This is a genomic window from Micromonospora sp. AMSO12t, from assembly GCF_008806585.1.
Taxonomy (GTDB): Bacteria; Actinomycetota; Actinomycetes; order Mycobacteriales; family Micromonosporaceae; genus Micromonospora; species Micromonospora reichwaldensis.
In genome coordinates, this window is the sequence record NZ_WAAS01000137.1 from 1 (window position 1) to 16,850 (window position 16,850).

Annotated in this window: 11 protein-coding genes; 7 read left to right on the forward strand and 4 right to left on the reverse strand. The window is 71.9% G+C overall.

Annotation, left to right across the window (positions count from 1 at the left end; genetic code table 11):
* The 5 genes from F6X68_RS19755 to F6X68_RS19775 form a co-directional block, all read left to right on the forward strand.
* Positions 1 to 1,190, forward strand: a 1,190-nt coding sequence (locus F6X68_RS19755; protein ID WP_151455686.1) for an FAD-dependent oxidoreductase, incomplete at its 5' end; no start/stop codon positions are given.
* A 157-nt stretch (positions 1,191 to 1,347) separates the two neighbouring features.
* Positions 1,348 to 2,724 carry an NAD(P)/FAD-dependent oxidoreductase gene (locus tag F6X68_RS19760; protein WP_192581463.1) on the forward strand — a complete coding sequence of 459 codons (1,377 nt, stop codon included), beginning with the start codon at positions 1,348 to 1,350 and terminating at the stop codon, positions 2,722 to 2,724.
* A gap of 137 nt (positions 2,725 to 2,861) precedes the next feature.
* Positions 2,862 to 3,842 carry a helix-turn-helix domain-containing protein gene (locus tag F6X68_RS19765; RefSeq protein ID WP_151455687.1) on the forward strand — a complete coding sequence of 327 codons (981 nt, stop codon included), beginning with the start codon at positions 2,862 to 2,864 and terminating at the stop codon, positions 3,840 to 3,842.
* Positions 3,843 to 3,942: 100 nt separating this feature from the next.
* A complete protein-coding gene (locus F6X68_RS19770) occupies positions 3,943 to 4,377 on the forward strand; it encodes a hypothetical protein (protein WP_151455688.1) in 435 nt (144 codons plus the stop codon).
* A gap of 55 nt (positions 4,378 to 4,432) precedes the next feature.
* Positions 4,433 to 4,780: a hypothetical protein gene (locus F6X68_RS19775; RefSeq protein WP_151455689.1), complete on the forward strand. Its 348-nt coding sequence runs from the start codon at positions 4,433 to 4,435 to the stop codon at positions 4,778 to 4,780.
* A 141-nt stretch (positions 4,781 to 4,921) separates the two neighbouring features.
* Here F6X68_RS19775 and F6X68_RS19780 read toward each other — a convergent pair whose 3' ends face one another.
* The 4 genes from F6X68_RS19780 to F6X68_RS19795 form a co-directional block, all read right to left on the reverse strand.
* Entirely contained in the window at positions 4,922 to 6,442 is a 1,521-nt protein-coding gene (locus F6X68_RS19780; protein WP_151455690.1) for a VCBS repeat domain-containing M23 family metallopeptidase, read from the reverse strand.
* Between the two features lie 172 nt (positions 6,443 to 6,614).
* The gene (locus tag F6X68_RS19785; RefSeq protein WP_151455691.1) at positions 6,615 to 7,610 is read right to left on the reverse strand and encodes an alpha/beta hydrolase family protein; all 996 of its coding nucleotides are present in this window, start codon (positions 7,608 to 7,610) and stop codon (positions 6,615 to 6,617) included.
* 75 nt (positions 7,611 to 7,685) lie between these two features.
* Positions 7,686 to 9,752, reverse strand: coding sequence for an N-acetylmuramoyl-L-alanine amidase (locus F6X68_RS19790; protein WP_151455692.1), 2,067 nt, complete (start codon positions 9,750 to 9,752; stop codon positions 7,686 to 7,688).
* A gap of 20 nt (positions 9,753 to 9,772) precedes the next feature.
* Complete coding sequence (locus F6X68_RS19795; protein ID WP_151455693.1) at positions 9,773 to 11,224, reverse strand: VCBS repeat-containing protein; 1,452 nt, start codon at positions 11,222 to 11,224, stop codon at positions 9,773 to 9,775.
* A gap of 295 nt (positions 11,225 to 11,519) precedes the next feature.
* Between F6X68_RS19795 and F6X68_RS19800 the strand changes: the two genes are divergently transcribed.
* Entirely contained in the window at positions 11,520 to 14,795 is a 3,276-nt protein-coding gene (locus F6X68_RS19800) for a DUF2961 domain-containing protein (protein WP_151455694.1), read from the forward strand.
* The coding region (locus F6X68_RS19805; RefSeq protein ID WP_151455695.1) for a family 43 glycosylhydrolase at positions 14,795 to 16,850 on the forward strand (2,056 nt) is incomplete at its 3' end. The genes F6X68_RS19800 and F6X68_RS19805, both read left to right, overlap by 1 nt.

Sequence of the window (16,850 nt, forward strand, 5' to 3'; positions counted from 1 at the left end):
TGGCCGACGGCACCCAGCTCGACCTGGGCGCCCAGTGGGTCGGCCCCACCCAGGACCGGGTCAACGGGCTCCTCGCCCGCTACGGGATCGCCACCTTCCCGTCCGCCGCGCACGGCGCGTCGCCGGTGATCCTCCCCGACGGCCGGCACGCCGGTGCCCCCGAGGCCGCCGCGCGGGTCCTCGATCTGCTCGACGCGTACGCCGAACGGGTCGACCCGGTCGCGCCGTGGGCGGGGGCCGAGGCCACCGAGTGGGACCGTACGACGCTGGCCGGCTGGCTGCGCACGGCCGCGCCGGACCCGGCCACCGCCCGGTACCTCGGGCGGCTGCTCGCGGGCGGGCTGCTGGCCGCCGGCCCGGACGAGATCTCCGTGCTCCAACTGGCGTTCTACCTGCGCTCCGGCGGCGGCAGCCGGGCGCTGCTCGCGATGGTCGGCGGCGCGCAGCAGGACCGGATCGTCGGCGGACCGCCGGTGCTGGCCGAGGCGCTGGCCGCCGCCCTCGGCCCGGACGCGGTGCGGCTGTCCGCGCCCGTGCGGGCCATCGCGCAGGACCGTGCCGGGGTGGTCGTGCACACCGACACCGACCGCGTCGAGGCGGACGCGGTGGTGGTCGCCGTGCCGCCGACGCTGGCCGGGCGCATCCGGTACGACCCACCGCTACCGCCCCTGCGCGACGCGCTCACCCAGCGGATGCCGATGGGCTCGGCGATCAAGGTGCACGCGGTCTACCCGGAACCGTTCTGGCGCGCCGACGGCCGTTCCGGCGTCGCGTTCTGCCTCGCCGGGCCGGTGACCGAGACGGTGGACAACAGCACCCCGGCCTCCCCGCGCGGGGTGCTCACCGCGTTCAGCTACGGCCCGGAGGCGAACGCGCTGCGCCGGATGCCGCCGCGGGACCGCAGGGCGCGCCTGCTCGACGCCCTCGCCGCCGTCGCCGGCCCGGCCGCCCGGCGGCCCGAGGAGTTCGTCGAGTACGACTGGTCGGCGGACGAGTGGACGCGCGGTTGCTTCTGCGGGGCGCCGACCCCCGGCTCCTGGTGCGGCTACGGCCCGGAGCTGCGCCAGCCGGTGGGACGGGTGCACTGGGCCGGCACGGAGACCGCCACCCGGTGGGCGGGTTACCTGGACGGGGCGATCGAGGCCGGCGAGCGGGCGGCTGCGGAGATCCTGGCGCGGACGGGCGGCTGACCCGCCCGGACACCCGCGAACCTGCTCGAAGGTGGCCGATGTCTGTGCGACGATCGTCGGACGTCGTGCCGTCCGGTCCGCCCCGCCGGTCCACCCACACACCGATCTCTGGCAGGCATGCGGGAAGGCCCCCACCTCGTACCCCTTGGAGAGCACGATGTCCTTGTCCCCGGCCCGGGTCCTCGCCGCGCTGAACGCGGTGCGGCCACCCGACCAGCCGTCGCCGGTCATCGGCAGGGCCGTCGTGGTCGGCGGCAGCGTCGCCGGGTTGCTGGCGGCCCGCGTGTTGTCCGACTACGCGGAGAGCGTCGTCATCGTCGACCGCGACGATCCACACGTGACCGGCGGTCGGCCGGGCGTGCCACAGGGATCGCAGCTGCACGCGCTGCTGCCCGGCGGCTTCCTCCAGCTCGAACGCCTGTTTCCAGGATTCCGCGAACGGGCCGTGGCCCAGGGGGCGATCGAGGCGCCACCGGCGGCCAGGCGGAACTACCTCGACGGCCGGCTGAAGGTCGTCGTACCCGACGACGCCGACAGCCTGGCGGGTACCCGGCCCCTCCTGGAGGGGCTGATCCGCGAGCAGGTGCTGCGGCTGCCCAACGTCAAGACGGTCACCGCCCGCGCCACGGGTCTGGTGTGCGACGGCGGCGTGGTCACCGGCGTCCACTGCGAGACCGGCGGGGCGACGGGCGTCGAGTCGGGTGACCTCGTGGTGGACGCGATGGGACGTTCGAGCAGGCTCTCCGAGTGGTTGGAGCAGGCCGGCTGGGACCGGCCCGCGCTGCGGCGGATGACCGTGGACCTCAACTACGCGACCGCGCTGTTCCGGCGTCCGGAGGCGGAACCGGAGGCCACGGTCGTCCTGGCACTGCACACCGCGAGGATGTCGTCGGACGTGGCCGGCGCCGCGTTCTTCGCCGTGGAGGACGGCCGGTGGATGGCCATGATGGCCGGCTACGGCGCCAACCGCCCGGGGCGCACGGCGGACGACTTCGTCCGCCGGCTGCGGGAGCAGTTCCCGCCGGAGTTCGGCGAGGTCGCCGCGAACGAGATGCTCGGCGAGGTGCAGACCTACCGCCACGCCGACAGCCGGCGACGCGACTTCCACGGGCTGAGGCGCCTGCCGGCCGGGCTCGTCAGCGTCGGCGACGCGGTCGCGTCGTTCAATCCGGTGTACGGGCAGGGGATGACGGCGGCGGCGCTGCACGCGGCCTGCCTGTCGGCGTACCTGCGGTCGGGCCCGGACCTGGGCGCGCCCGCGCGCCGGTTCTTCGCCCTGCAGAAGGTCGTGGTCGACGTCGCCTGGTCGATGTCGACCTCCGCCGACCTGGCGCTGCCGCACGTCGACGGGCCCTACCCGCGCGGCTACCGGCTCTCCAGTTGGGCCAGCAGGCAGATCGTCACGGCGACCGTCACCGACGTGCCGACCGCCCGGCGCTTCAACGAGGTCGTCTCCATGCTTGCGCACCCGAGCTCGCTGGCCACCCCCGGCGTGCTCCTGGGCGCGCTGCGCGCCAACCGACGGGCCCGCTGACCACGCCGTCCGCCGCCCCGACCGCCCGCGTCCGGGGCGGGGCTGCGCGTCCGGCCGGGGTTCCTTCGGCGAGTACGGGGTGGCCGCTGGGCGGTTCATCGGATGGGCTCGGCCGTGTCGGTCACTATGGTTGGTCGATGGACGTTGTCAGCACTGCCGACGTCTCGCCGGGTGACCGGTTCGCCTTCTGGCGCGAGGTCAGCGCGAAGCTCTGGGTGCCGTACGAGCTGGCCCGGCAACGGCAGGCGGAGACCGGCTTCGAGGCGCGGGTCGGCATCAGTGAGTTCGGCCCGGTGCAGGCGACCCTGATGACGACGATGGCGCACTCGGTGCGCCGCACGCCCCGGCTGATCCGGCAGGCCGACCCGGAAGTGTTCAAGGTGAGCTGCATGGTCAGTGGCAGCGGCACGCTGACGCAGGACGGCAGACGCGCCGATTTCGGCGCCGGAGATCTCGTGCTCTACGACACCTCGCGTCCGTACGTGGCCGAACTCCGGCCGGACGATTCGACGAGCCGGATGCTGCTCTTGCGTTTCCCACGGGCGCTGCTGCCGTTTCCTCCCCGGGAACTGCGTGAACTGAGCGCCGTCCGCATTCCCGGCGCCCGCGGCGTCGGCGCGCTGTCGTCGCGTTTCCTGCTACAGCTCGCCGACCAGATGGACGAGCTGACCCCGGCCGAGACCGCGCGGCTGGCCACCCTGACGCTCGACGTGCTGATCGCGGCGTTGGCCGACGCGCTGGACACCCGGAGGATCGTCCCCGCGGACACGTGCCGGCGGGCGCTGACCGCCCGCATCCGCGCCTTCATCCAGGACCATCTCGGCGACCCGGACCTGACCCCGGACATGATCGCCGCAGCGCACCACATCTCCGTGCGCTACCTGCACAAGCTGTTCCAGCGGGAGGAGCACACCGTCGCCGGCTGGATCCGCGAACAGCGCCTCGAACGGTGCCGACGCGACCTCGCCGAACCCCGGCTCGCCGCCCGTACGATCAACGCGATCGCCGCCCGGTGGGGTTTCACCAGCGCCGCGCACTTCAGTCAGGCGTTCCGCGCCCGTTACGGCCGATCGCCCACCGAGTTCCGCCAGCGGTTCCGCACCGTGCACGGAGACTAAACACCTGTGCGCCCAGCCACAGCGACATGAGTGGATGCGGCGGGCAGTCTCGTCTCAGGTAGTCGGCTCATCCGAAGCGACAGCACTGAGAAGGGAAATCATGCGCTTGTGGGCAAGGAAACTTTGCCGGGTCACCGCCGTGGTCCTGGCCCTCGCCATGCTGCCGGTCGTGTCCGGCACGGCGCAGGCCGCCGACGTGGCCTACAACCAGAAGAACCAACGCCTGGAAGCCAGGCCGAACAGCGGGATGCCGATCGCATCGGTCAGCCGCGAGATCACGTTGCGGGACGGCACCTACGGCTGGTGGACGTTCCCCACATCGGCACCGTGCCAGACCTACACCGGCCGCATCCTGCCCGGCACGTACACCTGGACGGACCAGCTCTGGCCCGGCGTTCCCAGCGTCGGAACCTACCGGCACCACAGCTATCTCACGGAGGAGGACGGCGGCTGGTCGTACCACATCCAATGTGACTTCCAGCTGTCCGCCACCGGTTCGTACACCTGGGGTAGCGGTCTCGATCCCCACTTCTGATCCCGCATCCACCGGCGGAGCTGACCGTTCCGTCACGTCGTCAAGGGAGATCCGCATGAGACTCGCACGCATCTCGATCGCCGCCGTCATGCTGGGCAGCGCCGCCGTGCTGGCGGTGGCCGCTCCGGCCCAAGCGTCCTGCCCGCAGGGGATCGCCAGCTTCGAGCCGCAGGTCAACGGCACGTTCGCCGGGACCGGCATCAACATCCGCACCGGGCCCGGCTCCGACTGCACCTCGCGCGGCCAGGGTCAGCCCGGCCAGACCGCGACGTTCCGCTGCTGGCGGACCGGGCACGACGGCGCCCGCTGGACCTACCTGCACAACCGCGCGACCGGCGTGTCGGGCTGGTCCCGAAGCGACCTGCTCTCCGGTGGGGGTGCCAGGGTCTCGTGCGGCATCTGATCCGCAGCGCGGGGCCTCCCGAGGCGACGTCGCCTCGGGAGGCCCTCGCCTCGTTCAGTCCGCGCACCACCGCCGATTCACGGTCGTCCGAGACTCGGCGCCTCCTGCCCCGGACCCGCTACGTAGGAATTCGAGCCACCCTCACAGGGTGGTTTCGCCGTTGAGGCCGAAGAAGTCGTGCCATTTGGTGCTGGGGTTGAAGGTGGTGCCGGTGGAGAGTCCTACGTAGACGTCGTTGGTGGTGCCTTTGGTGAAGACGATGATGTCGTCTTTGTTGTCGCCGTTGACGTCGGCGAGGTAGGGGAATTCGCCGGTGAGGCAGAAGAAGTCGTGCCATTTGACGGTGGTGCCGGTGAAGGTGGTGCCGGTGGAGGTGGCGGCGTAGACGTCGGCGTTGGTGTTGCAGGTGAAGGTGACGATGTCGTCGCGTCCGTCGCCGTTGATGTCGCCGACGCGGGGTTGTTCGGTGCCGACGGCGAAGAGGTCGTGCCATTTTTGGGGTGGGCCGAAGGTGGTGCCGGTGGAGAGGGCGACGATGACGTCGGAGGCGGTGGCGGGGCCTTGGGTGAAGGTGATGATGTCGTCTTTGCCGTCGCCGTTGACGTCGCCGAGGGCGGGGTGTTCGCCGGCGATGGAGAAGTATTCGTGCCATTTCATGGCGGTGCCGGTGAACGATGATCCGGTGGAGAGGGCGACGTAGACGTCGGCGTTGGTGTCGTGGGTGAAGGTGATGATGTCGTCTTTGCCGTCGCCGTTGACGTCGCCGACTGCGGCGACTTCGTTGTGGGGGGCGAACCAGTCGTGCCATTTGGTGCTGGGGCTGAAGGTGGTGCCGGTGGAGAGTGAGACGTGGACGTCGGCGAGGGTGCCGTGGGTGAAGGCGACGATGTCGTCGCGGTTGTCGCCGTTGAAGTCTCCGGTGAGCAGGGTTTCGCCGTTGAGGCCGAAGAAGTCGTTCCATTTGTTGGAGGTGCCGGCGAAGTTGGTGCCGGTGGAGGTGGAGACGTAGACGTCGTTGAGGGTGCCCTGGGTGAAGGTGACGATGTCGTCGCGGCCGTCGCCGGTGAAGTCCGTGGGCGAACCCGCCAGATACCGGCCACCCGTCGGCGACGTACCGCAGTTGTCGCTGACCAGGTACTTCTGGTGGTACTGGCCGGGGTAGGGCGCCAGCGACGTTCCGTTGATCACGATCGTCTGCCCCACGCCGTTGTAGAGCTGTTCGTAGTGGATGTGCGGCCCCGACGAGTTGCCGGTGCTGCCCGTGGTGCCGATCTGCTGGCCCTGCTGCACGTACGCCCCGTCCGGCACGGAGTAGGTGCTGAGGTGGAAGTAGTAGGTGGTCCAACCGCCGCCGTGGTCGATGACGATGTAGTTGCCGGCGCCGCTGGGCTGCGAGTACCGCCGGGCGACGCCCGCCGCGGAGGCGACCTGCGGCGTGCCCGCGGTGGCGCCCCCGTCGGCCCGCACGAAGTCCAGGGCCTGCCGGACCTCGGCGCTGTGGTGGTCGTAGGTCCACCGCTGCCCGCACGGGAACGGGGCCTTGAAGTTCGGCGCGGCGAGCGCGGGGGACGATGTCGCCACCGCGCCGGTCAGGACGCCCACCGCCAGGGTGAGCAGGGCGGCCAGGACGCGACGCGCCCCGGTCCTCGGAGGCCGTGACATGGGGTGACTCCCGTCAGGGAAGGCTCGGATGGGGTCGGGGGAGCGGGCACGCCGGTCGGCGTGGCGGATGCCACCCGGCGGGCGGGACGGTCGGGCCGCAGTGGGGCGCCGTCGACGACGCGCCGCCGGGCCGCGACGGATGTCTGCGGTGGCGGCGCGTCGTCGACGAGGCTCAGCCGGCGCGGCGCAGGCGGCCGAGCATCCCGTTGAGGTCCTGGACGAAGATGTCGTGCCGGAAGAAGTGGCCGCCGGGGAGCTCACGCCACTCGTGCGGGATGCCGGCCCGACCCAGGGCCGCCCGGAATTCGCGCTGACCGGCCAGCACCTGCGTCTCGTTGACGTAGTCGAACCAGTTGATCGGGTCGGGCGAGGTGCCGGCGACCAGGAAGATGCGCTTGTTGCGGTAGCTCTCGATGCGCTGGACCGGGTTGTCCGCGGTGACCCGCGCCTCGTCCCACAGCGGCGCGCCGTAGACGGTGCCGCCGCCGAGGTCCATCGCGGCCGAGGTGGTGTTGGCCCAGTGCACGACGAGGCCGAAGTCGCGGCGCAGGCTGGCCGGCCCGGAGTGGGAACTGACCGAGCAGAAGTGGCCGTAGTACTTCGCGGTGTACTTCAGGGCGCCGAACCCGCCCATCGAGAAGCCGGCGACGGCGCGACCGTTGTACTCCGGGAAGGTGCGGAAGTTCGACTCGATCCAGGGCAGCAGCTGCGCGATGTGGAAGGTCTCCCAGTTGCGGGGACCGGTGTTGCTGTGGACCGGGTTCGAGTACCAGCCGGTGGAGGCGTCCGGCATGACGACGATGATCTCCCTGCCGGCGGTCAGGTTGATGATGTTGTCCTGCATGTGGAAGGTCCGGAAGTCGGCCGCCCCGCCGTGCAGCAGGTACAGCACCGGGTAACGCTTGCCGCTGGTGTGGTAGCCGTCGGGCAGCAGGACGTTGACCGCCGGGTCCCACTCGATGGCGTCGGTGGCGAACCGGTAGTACTGAAGGCGGCCACCGTTCTCGTTGCGGTCGACGATGCGCAGGCCGTGGCCGTCGCGGGCCGCGGACGCGGGCAGCGGTGCGGCGAGGGCGCCGGCGAACGTGCCGGCGGCGGCGACTCCCGCGGCGCCGGTCAGGAGCCGGCGGCGGCTGACGGGCCGGCGGGCGGCAGGGGTGTTGTCCATGGATCCTCCATCGGGTGAAGCCGCGCCGGGCGGACGCGAACTGTGGCGCGGAGCGTGCTGTCTACGCGGGACGGTTCAGAGGGTGGTTTCGCCGTTGAGGCCGAAGAAGTCGTGCCATTTGGTGCTGGGGTTGAAGGTGGTGCCGGTGGAGAGTCCTACGTAGACGTCGTTGGTGGTGCCTTTGGTGAAGACGATGATGTCGTCTTTGTTGTCGCCGTTGACGTCGGCGAGGTAGGGGAATTCGCCGGCGAGGCAGAAGAAGTCGTGCCATTTGACGGTGGTGCCGGCGAATGACGTGCCGGTGGAGGTGGCGGCGTAGACGTCGGCGTTGGTGTTGCAGGTGAAGGTGACGATGTCGTCCTTGCCGTCGCCGTTGATGTCGCCGACGCGGGGTTGTTCGGTGCCGACGGCGAAGAGGTCGTGCCATTTTTGGGGTGGGCCGAAGGTGGTGCCGGTGGAGAGGGCGACGATGACGTCGGAGGCGGTGGCGGGGCCTTGGGTGAAGGTGATGATGTCGTCGCGGCCGTCGCCGTTGACGTCGCCGAGGGCGGGGTGTTCGCCGGCGATGGAGAAGTATTCGTGCCATTTCATGGCGGTGCCGGTGAACGATGATCCGGTGGAGAGGGCGACGTAGACGTCGGCGTTGGTGTCGTGGGTGAAGGTGATGATGTCGTCTTTGCCGTCGCCGTTGACGTCGCCGACTGCGGCGACTTCGTTGTGGGGGGCGAACCAGTCGTGCCATTTGGTGCTGGTGGTGAAGCCGGTGCCGGTGGAGAGTGAGACGTGGACGTCGGCGAGGGTGCCGTGGGTGAAGGCGACGATGTCGTCGCGGTTGTCGCCGTTGAAGTCTCCGGTGAGCAGGGTTTCGCCGTTGAGGCCGAAGAAGTCGTTCCATTTGTTGGAGGTGCCGGCGAAGTTGGTGCCGGTGGAGGTGGAGACGTAGACGTCGTTGAGGGTGCCCTGGGTGAAGGCGACGATGTCGTCGCGTCCGTCGCCGGTGAAGTCCGTGGGCGAACCCGCCAGATACCGGCCACCGGACCCGCCACCCGCGTTGACCAGGGAGATGTAGTGGTTCCAGTTCCAGTGCGGACCCGGGTCGGTGTGGTCGTTGCCCGGCAGCTCGTGGTGCCCCTTGATCGCGGTACGGTTCTTCGGCAGGCCGTACTTGTCGCAGAGATAGCGGGTCAGCGCGGCAGACGAGCGGTACATGGACTCGGTGAACCAGCTCGGGTTGTCGACGAAGCCCTCGTGCTCGATGCCCACCGAGTACGGGTTGGCCGACCGCGCGTGGTAGGCGGTGTCGCCCTCGCGCACCATCTGGGTGATCTCGCCGTTGCTCGACTTCACCACGTAGTGGGCGCTCACTCCCGCCGACGGGTTCTGGAACCAGCTCACCGTGCCGGCGTACGAGCCCTGGGTCACGTGCACCACGACAGTGGTGATCCGCGAGGAGCGACCCGCCGCGTAGTTGCCGCCGTACGCCGAGATCCACCGGGCCGGCGCGTACTCCGGCACTGCTGCGGCGAGGGCACCCGGTGCCGCCACCCCGGCGGGGGCGACGCGGGCGTACCGGCCGAGTTCCGGCTGCACCCGCTGGGGCGTGACCCGCGCGGAGGGCGCGGTGATGCCGGCCCGCAGGAGGTCGTAGACGTGGTCGGCGTACAGGCGGGCCGTCGCGTCGTCGGCGGCGTGCGCGTACCGCGCGACCACCGGGTACCAGGCGGAGATCCGGTCCCGGTCGGCGGCCGTGAGCCGCTCGGCGTCGGCGATGTCCCGCAGGAGGGCCGCGCCGCCCCTGATGTTGGCCGAGGTCACCGACTTCAGGGCGGCCACCGGTTGCCCGGTCAGTGCGGCCGCCCGTTCCAGCGTGCGCTGGCGGGGGTTGCTGACCAGGTGCATGACGCCGTAGCCGTTGGCCTGGCTGGGCTGCCCCTCGTGTCCGTCGAGCCGGGTCTCGCCGTAGCCGACGGCGACCAGCAGGTCCCTGGGTACGTCGAACTCGCCGGCCGCTCGCGTGAAGGCCGTGTCGAGCGGACCGGCGGGCCTGGCCGGCGCGGCGGCGGCCGGCGCGACGGGGCTCAGCAGCGCCGCCGCGAGGACGACGGCGGCACCCCCGCGCCAGGAGAGTCTGTCGGGTCTCATGGTGGTCTCCCGTCCGCGGTTCACAGGGTGGTCTCGCCGTTCAGGCCGAAGAAGTCGTGCCACTTGGCGCTGGCGCCGAAGGTGGTGCCGGTGGAGAGCGCGACGTGGACGTCGTTGGTGGTGCCCTTGGTGAAGACGACGATGTCGTCCTTGCCGTCGCCGTTGACGTCGGCGAGGTAGGGGAATTCGCCGGTGAGGCAGAAGAAGTCGTGCCATTTGACGGTGGTGCCGGTGAAGGTGGTGCCGGTGGAGGTGGCGGCGTAGACGTCGGCGTTGGTGTTGCAGGTGAAGGTGACGATGTCGTCGCGTCCGTCGCCGTTGATGTCGCCGACGCGGGGGAGTTCGGCGCCGACGGCGAAGAGGTCGTGCCACTTCTGGGGCGCGCCGAAGGCGCTGCCGGTGGAGAGGGCGACGATGACGTCGGAGGCGGTGGCGGGGCCCTGGGTGAAGGTGATGATGTCGTCGCGGCCGTCGCCGTTGACGTCGCCCAGGGCGGGGTACTCGCCGGCGATGGAGAAGTACTCGTGCCACTTCACGGCGGTGCCGGCGAACGATGATCCGGTGGACAGCGCCACGTAGACGTCGCCGGCCGCGTTGTGGGTGAAGGCGACGATGTCGGCGCGGCCGTCGCCGTTGACGTCGCCGACCGCGCCGATCTCCGCGCCGGGGGCGAACCACTCGTGCCACTTCTGGCCGCCGCCGAAGCTGGTGCCGTTCGACAACGCCACGTACACGTCGCCGGTGTTGCCGTGCGCGAAGGTGACGACGTCGTCGCGTCCGTCGCCGTCGACGTCGCCGGTCGAGGCGGTCTCGCCGCCGATGGAGAAGAAGTCGTTCCACTTCACCGAGGTCCCGGCGAAGCCCGCGCCCGTGGAGGTGCTGACGTAGACGTCGGCGAGCGCGTTCTGGGTGAAGCTGACGATGTCGTCGCGTCCGTCGCCGCTGACGTCGGTGGCGGATCCGCCAGCGATGGCGTGGGTCCGTGCCGCCTCGTCGAGCAGGGTCCGCGCCTTCGTCGCCACCTGGTCGTAGCGGTCGGGGAAGCCGGAGCGCTGGACGCACTGGGCGACCTGGCCGGCGGTGTAGCGGGGGTTGTTGCGGTCGCAGACGATCGCGCGGGTGACGTACTGCGTGCTGGCGTAGACCGGGTCCATGATCTGCTCCGGCGTGCCCCAGCCGTAGTCCCACCGTTGCTGGAACACCCCGAGCGAGGACTTGTCGCCGCACGGCAGGTTGTTCATGTGCGACTCGACCCAGCCGGCCTCGAACGCGGAGAGCATGACCTTGTCGTTGACGTTGTGGGCGCGGGCGACCCGGTAGACGATCACGCTGATCGCGGGGTCGTGGTTGGCGGGGATCGAGGTACAGGCCAGCGTGCCGATCGGGGCGTCGGCCTGCGCCGGCGCGGTCGCCACGACCGACGCCAGCGCGGTGCAGAGGCCGACCAGCAGGGCGAGGGGAGTACGTCTCACGATGCTCCTCTGAGGGGTGTCAGCGGTGCGGCGAGCGGTTCCGCCACGGAGGCGCGCTGCCGCCAGGAGGGCCGCCCGGGCTGACGGGTGCGTCGCCGCGTCGACACCTCCCCGTCGGTGGGAAATCGATTGCCGAGGAGTATCGCCAGGACCCCGACGGCTGTCAATGCGTCCTGGAATCTTCCTTCGGCAACTGAGCGGTGGCGGTAAAGTATTGACATCTCGCGATGCCCCCCGGTTAACTCCCGAGCAATCGATTTCTCGCGGCTCCGACGGTCATCCTGGAGGGACATCCATGAAGCCCCACCTCCGCCGCTGGCTGGCTCTGGCCGCGGCGCTGGCGACCATGATCCCCCCGGCGGCGGCGCACGCCGCCGAGCCCGCCCCGGTCCCGCGCGGTGTCGGGGCGCTCGCCGTCGTCGACGACAAGGGCCCGGTCGGCTGGGACGTCTACCGCCGCCTCGACCGGCTGCCCGAGCTGGCCGCCGGCAGCCGGACCCGGCAGTTCTCCAGCTTCGCCCGGGACGGCTCCAACGACGACGGCTTCGTCGGCACCTACTCGTGCCTTCGCCAGGCCGGCGGCTGCGTCATCGCCGAGGACCGCGGAGCCGGCGAGGTGCAGTCGATCTGGTTCACCCGCGACGACGGCAACGTCAGCGCCACCGGCTGGATCCGCGTCGAACTCGACGGCGTCACGGTGGTCGACACCAGCCTCCAGCGCCTCGTCGACGGTGGCCTCGGCCACCCGTTCGTGTTCCCGCTGGTCACCAACGCCGACCAGACCTCCGGCGGGGTCACCGTCAAGGTCCCCATGCCCTACCGCGAGTCCATGCGGATCACCACCCAGTCCAACCCGCTCTTCCACCACGTCACCTACCGCACGTTCGCCGACGCGGTCGGGGTGTCCACGTTCGACCCCACCGACCCCGCCACCGACGTGGTGGACAGGCTGCGCGCCGCCGGCCAACGCGACCCGAAGCCGAGCCAGCCCGGCGCGAGCACCAGGACCGCCCGGGTCGACGTCCCGGCGGGCGGGCAGGCGACACTCGCCACGCTCACCGGCCCCGCCGCGGTCACGGCGCTGCGGCTGCGGCTGCCCGACGCGGCGGCCACCGCCTCGACGCTGTCGGGCCTGCGGCTGCGGATCACCTTCGACGGGCGCGCCACCGTCGACAGCCCGGTGGGCGAGTTCTTCGGCGCCGGACTCGGCGAGCGCTCCGTACGCTCGCTGATGTTCGCCATGGACTCCGCACCCGGCGGCTGGTACAGCGCCTGGTGGCCGATGCCCTTCCGCTCCACCGCGACGATCTCGGTCGCCAACACCACCGGCGCCCCCGTCGCCGGCGTCCAGGCGGAGGTGACCACCGCGCCGGGCACCGCCTGGACCGGTGCCCTCGCCCCCGACGGCGCCGCCGGCTACTTCACCACCCAGTCCCGCCGCGCTGAGACGGTCGGGGGCGGCGACTGGATCGTCGCCGACCAGGCCGGCCGGGGACGGTTCGTCGGCGTGTCCCAGACCGCCCGCGGCCACATCATCGGCGGCAACACCCGCAACTACCTGGAGGGCGACGAGCGCGTCCACGTCGACGGCTCGCCCACGCCGCAGATCTACGGCACCGGCACCGAGGACTTCTACGAGTCCGGTTGGTACTTCAACCGCGGCGAGTACAGCGGCGTCTTCACCGGCAACACCGCCCACCTGCTGCGCTCCGGCGGCTGTGCCGACGAGTGCGACGCCATGTACCGGCTGATGATCGGCGACGCGGTGCCCTACGCCACGGGGCTCCATTTCGGCATCGAGCACGGCCCCGCCAACGACATGCCGGCGAACTACGCCTCGACCGCCTTCCTCTACACCCAGCCGACCGTCGCCCTGCGCCGCACCGACACGCTGGTCACCGGCGACGCCGCCAGCCGCGCCGGGCACGCCTACACCGACTCCGGAACCCAGTACCCGCTGACCGCCGCGTACGAGGGCGACGACGACAACGCTCCCGTCGCCGGCCAGGTGCGCGCCACCGGCGGCGCCGCCAGCTTCCGGCTCGCCGTGGACCCCGCCAACCAGGGCGTACGGCTGCGCCGGCACGGCGACCAGGCCGGCGCGTACCAGCAGGTCGCCGTGTCGGTCGACGGCCGCCCGGCCGGCGTGTGGCGGCAACCGCTGGGCAACGACCGGCAGCGCTGGCTGGCCGACGAGTTCGTCCTCCCGCCCGCGCTGACCGCCGGCCGCGCGACGGTCACCATCACCCTCACCCCGGCGGCCGGCGCACCGGCCTGGACGGCGGCCCGCTACGAGGCCGACAGCATGGTTCCCCCGTTCCTCGACGTCACCGGGCCGGGCGCGGTCACCGGGCTCGGCCTGGCCGGCGGTCGGGTGCACGCCCTCGGCCTGTCCTGGTCGGCGTCGCCGGACGACGTGGGCGTCGCCGGCTACCGGGTCTACGCCTCGCGCAATCCCAACGTCGCGACCACCCCCGCCAACCTGGTCGGCACGACCCGGACGACCACCTTCCGGCACGGCCCGCTGCCGGCCGGACAGACCCGCCACTACCGGGTCGTCGCGGTCGACGGCGCCGGCAACGCCTCCGCGCCCTCGGCCGAGGTGTCGGCCACCACCCGCACCCGCAACACCAGCGACGCCAACGGCGACCGCCGCGACGACGCCGTGGCGTTCACCCGGGGCGCCACCGCCGACGTGACCACGTCGGTGTCGGACGGCACCCGGTTCGTGCCGGACGGCCGGAGGTGGAACGACTTCTTCGCCGTCGGCGAGGAGCTCCCGTTCACCGGCGACGTCGACGGCGACGGTCGGGCCGACGTCATCACCTTCACCCGGGGCGACAGCGCCGACGTCTACGTGGGGCTCTCCACCGGCACGACGTACGCCGCCGGGGCCAAGTGGCACGACTTCTTCGCCACGGGTACGGAGATTCCCGCCGTCGGCGACGTCAACGGCGACGGGCGCACCGACATCATCACCTTCACCCGGGGCGCCGCCGCCGACGTGTACGTGGCGCTGTCGACCGGCAGCGGCTTCGGCCCCGGCGTCAAGTGGCACGACCACTTCGCGCTCGGCGACGAGCTGCCGGCGGTGGGCGACGTCGACGGCGACGGGCGCGACGACATCGTGACGTTCACCCGGGGCGCCACCGGCGACGTGTTCGTCTCCCGCTCCGACGGGACGCGGTTCGTCGAGGACGGCTGGAAGTGGCACGACTCGCTCGCGCTCGGCGACCAACTGCCGGCGCTGGGCGACGTCGACGGCGACGGGCGTGACGACGTGGTGACGTTCACCCGGGGGACCACCGGCGACGTGTTCGTGGCGCTCTCCGACGGCACGCGCTTCGGCGCGCAGGCCGGCAGGTGGCACGACTGGTTCGCGGTGGGCGACGAACTGCCCGGCATCGGCGACTTCAACGGCGACGGAAGGGCGGACCTCGTGACGTACACGCGGGGAACCAGTGCGGACACGTACGTGGCGCTGTCGACCGGCGGCGGCTTCGGCCCGGGCGTCAGGTGGCACGACCAGTTCGCGCCCGGCACCGACCTGCCCCGCCCGAGCGTGTCGTGATGCGCGCGCCCCGGATGCTCGCGGTGCTCCTGCTCGGCGCCGCCCTGCTGGCCGTCCCGGCCACGCCGGCCGCCGCCGAGGACGTCGTACGGGCCGAGGCGGAGTCGCTGACGGTGCTCTCGTCGACCGCCCCGGTCGAGGCGCAGGCCAACTGCTGCGGGATCGCCTGGTCGGCGGGCCGCCAACTCTGGCTGCGTGCCGCCCGGGCGGGGGACTCGGTCACCGTGTCGCTGCCGCCGGTGCCGGCCGGGCAGTACGACATCGGCGCCGTGCTCACCCGCGCCGCCGACTACGGCACCCTGCGCTTCGCCGTCGACGGGGTGGCCGTCGGTCAGCTCTTCGACGGCTACGCCCCGACCGTGCGGCGCGTCGAGGCCGTACCGCTGGGATCGGCCTCGCTCGCCGCCGGCAGCCACCGGCTGACGGTGACGGTGACCGGCCGCTCCGCCTCCTCGACGGGGTTCTTCGCGGGCCTGGACACGCTCACCCTGCGCCGCGTCGGCCCGCTGGCGGCGGTCACCACGACGGCGTACGAGACGGTGGCCGAGACGCCGGCGCGGGGGCCGCTGACGCGGGTCTACGACCCGGGCGTGGGGGAGCCGACGGCGTGGTACTACAACGACCACACGATCGTGCGCGACCAGCGGACCGGGCTGTGGCACGCCTTCGCCATCGCCCACGCCGAGCCCGGCGCGCCGCAGGACGAGAAGAGCTTCGGCCACGCCACGGCGCCCACGCCCACCGGGCCGTGGACGAAGCGGCCACCGGCGCTGACGGCCGACCCGTCGAGGGGCGAACAGTGGATCTGGGCGCCCCACGTCGTCCACGACCAGGGCGTCTACTACATGTTCTACGCGGCCGGCAGCCCCGACTACGCGAACTACCGGATGCACCTGGCCACCTCGACCGACCTGTTCACCTGGACCCGCAGCCCCGCCAACCCGCTGTTCAGCGACGGCTGGGAGGCGCGTGACCCGATGGTGACCCGGGTCGGTGACCGCTGGGTCATGTACTACACGGCGACCTCGAATCCGCAGGGCGGCAACCACGTGGTCGCGTACCGCACCAGCGCCGACCTGCGGACGTGGAGCGGACGTGGTGTGGCGTACGCGTCGCCGCACACCGGCCGGGCCGCCGGTCAGACGGAGTCGCCGTTCGTGGTGCGCCGGGGGGACTGGTGGTACCTCTTCGTCTGCTGCGACGGCACCGACTACGGCGCGGCGTACCGGCGCACCGCCGTCTACCGCAGCCGCGACCCCCTGCGCTTCGAGGGGGCGGAGAAGGTGACCGTACTCGACGCGCACGCCGCCGAGGTCGTGGTCGACGGGGAGAACTGGTACCTGAGCCACGCCGGCTGGGGCCAGGGCGGGCTGTGGCTCGCCCCGCTGACCTGGTCCACCCAGGTGGTCGCCCGCGGCTACCAGGTGAGCACCGGTTTCCTGCGCGCCGACGTGCGCACCTGGCCGCACACCCGGATCGCGTCCCTGGCGGTCGACCCGGCCGGCGCGGGGGCGTACCGGCCGGCGTTGGACTCGTCGCACCGGGGCACCGGTCCCTACCTGTCGGTCGGCCGCTTCGACGTCACGGACCGGGCGGGCCCGCCGGCAAGGGTGGACGTCTCCGCCGACGGTTCCCGGATCAACCTGGTCGGCATGCGGATGGGCGACGAGCCGGTCACCGCCGACTGGCTGCTGACCGTGGCGCCCCGCTGGACCGGGCCGGCGCTGCAGAGCGACGTCACCTGGTCGGTGACCGGCCAGACGACGGCGCCGGTGTGGGAGGTGGCGTTCAACGTCGACGGTGCCCTGCCGGCGGTCGGGGATCCCGCCGTGGCGGCCCGGCCGACGGGGGACGTGCCGGGGATGCCGACGTGGTCGATGACCTCCGGCGCGAATCTGTCCCTTGTGGCCGCCCACCGCTGGGCCTCGGCGTGGCGCGGCGACAACACCTGGTACGACGCCGGCCACGCGATGGCGGCCTGGCAGCCGCTGTGGCGCAACGGGGGCGCCGCGTGGCCGCCGGGGTCGTACCCGGGCGGGACGTGGCGGTTCGCCG